Below are 1,529 nucleotides of genomic sequence, written 5' to 3' on the forward strand. Positions count from 1 at the left end.
GGATTTAAGGAAAAACAAAAATAAAACCCAGCAACAGTTAGCTGTAGATATGTTTCAGTCAAGAGAATATATCTCTAAACAGGAAGGGGGAGAACGGAAGATTCCTCCTGTATCCACTAAATATTTTATTGAGAAGTATAACAATCCTTGGTTAGCACTTGAAGCTGTTAATGAATATGTTGGGTGGGGGATCTCTCGCTTAGAGGGACCGGAAGTAGAAGAGGATAATTTTCTCTTACAACTTCTATTAGAGGAAGAACTACAGAAGGCTATTAATGTATTAGCTAATGTAAATTTAACTGCAAAATTACACGATAAGCACTCTATTAAGATTCATGACATACGGAAATCAGCTGAAATTATGACTGGTGTTATTCATTTCTCTACCCTGTATTTAGCTACTGTTTGTGAAAGATATGAAATCAATTGGCTAAAGCTTTGGAAGGATCATCACCAAACTCTATATTCTAAGAGATTATTAAATTAGGAGGTGAGGTTGTGCAGGGGTGGTTAAAGCTGCATCGTAAAATTCTTCATAGTGAAATTTTCGAAAATGAGAAGTTGTTAAAAGTGTTCATTTATTGTCTGACGAAGGCAAGCCATAAAAGTACAGAATCGAGAGTAGGGAGGCAAAAGGTTACTCTTAAACCTGGACAATTTATATTTGGCCGTAAAAAAGCTGCTTCTGAATTAAGTATGAATGAATCCACCGTTCGTGACTATATAAAAATACTTCAGGAAGACAGTGTCATTAGTATAAATACCACCAACAAATATAGTGTAATAACCGTTGGAAACTGGGGGATTTATCAATCTAACGATGAAAAATACGACAACAAAACAACAGCAGAAAAACAGCAAGACGACAACTCCTCGTCACCAGAGAGACAGCAGAAAGACACATACAAGAATGGCAGAGAACTTAAAGAAGTTAAGAATGTAAAAGAATTCATTACTACAACAACTTCTGAACGATTGGATTGTGACAGCATTCAATTTTACCAAAACAACTTTGGGATTATACGTCCTCAAATCTCAGAAGAAATAGTGAAATGGGTTGAAGACCTTGGGGATCCATTAATTGTGGAGGCTATGAAGCGTTCCTTGGACCGAAATAAACCGACATGGGGCTACGTTAAGAGCATCCTTCAATCCTGGATAAATAAAGGGATACGAACAGTAGAACAGGCGGATGCTGAAGAAATTGAATATAAGAACAAGCAGGCTAATAAAGCTCCGTATTCCAAACAATCACAAAGTCAGGAGGTATTACCGGAATGGTTTAAAAATCGTGAAGAACAAGAAAAGCATCATATAAATAAAAAACCTAGCATCGAAGATACAGCTCGAACCATTGAGTTAGCGATAAAGCTAAAAAGATCGAGAGAGAACATTCTTGATTCTATTGATAATCGATATAACATTTCTGAAGAAGATATAGCTTCTATTCGGGAAGGGAAACGCTCAGCTATTGACGTTTTATTAGAACAATCGAATCTTAGTGTGGCGGGAGAACCATAATTGGGAGG

Annotated in this window: 2 protein-coding genes; both read left to right on the forward strand. The window is 36.6% G+C overall.

Translation table 11 applies throughout. The features are described from left to right. On the forward strand, window positions 1-487 hold a 487-nt coding region (locus LD39_RS23345), incomplete at its 5' end, for a helix-turn-helix transcriptional regulator (protein ID WP_035553712.1). 11 nt (window positions 488-498) lie between these two features. Next, a complete protein-coding gene (locus LD39_RS21270; RefSeq protein WP_035553714.1) occupies window positions 499-1,521 on the forward strand; it encodes a DnaD domain-containing protein in 1,023 nt (340 codons plus the stop codon). The last annotated feature ends 8 nt before the right edge of the window (window positions 1,522-1,529 follow it).

Source organism: Halobacillus sp. BBL2006 (genome assembly GCF_000786645.1).
Classification (GTDB): Bacteria; Bacillota; Bacilli; order Bacillales; family Halobacillaceae; genus Halobacillus.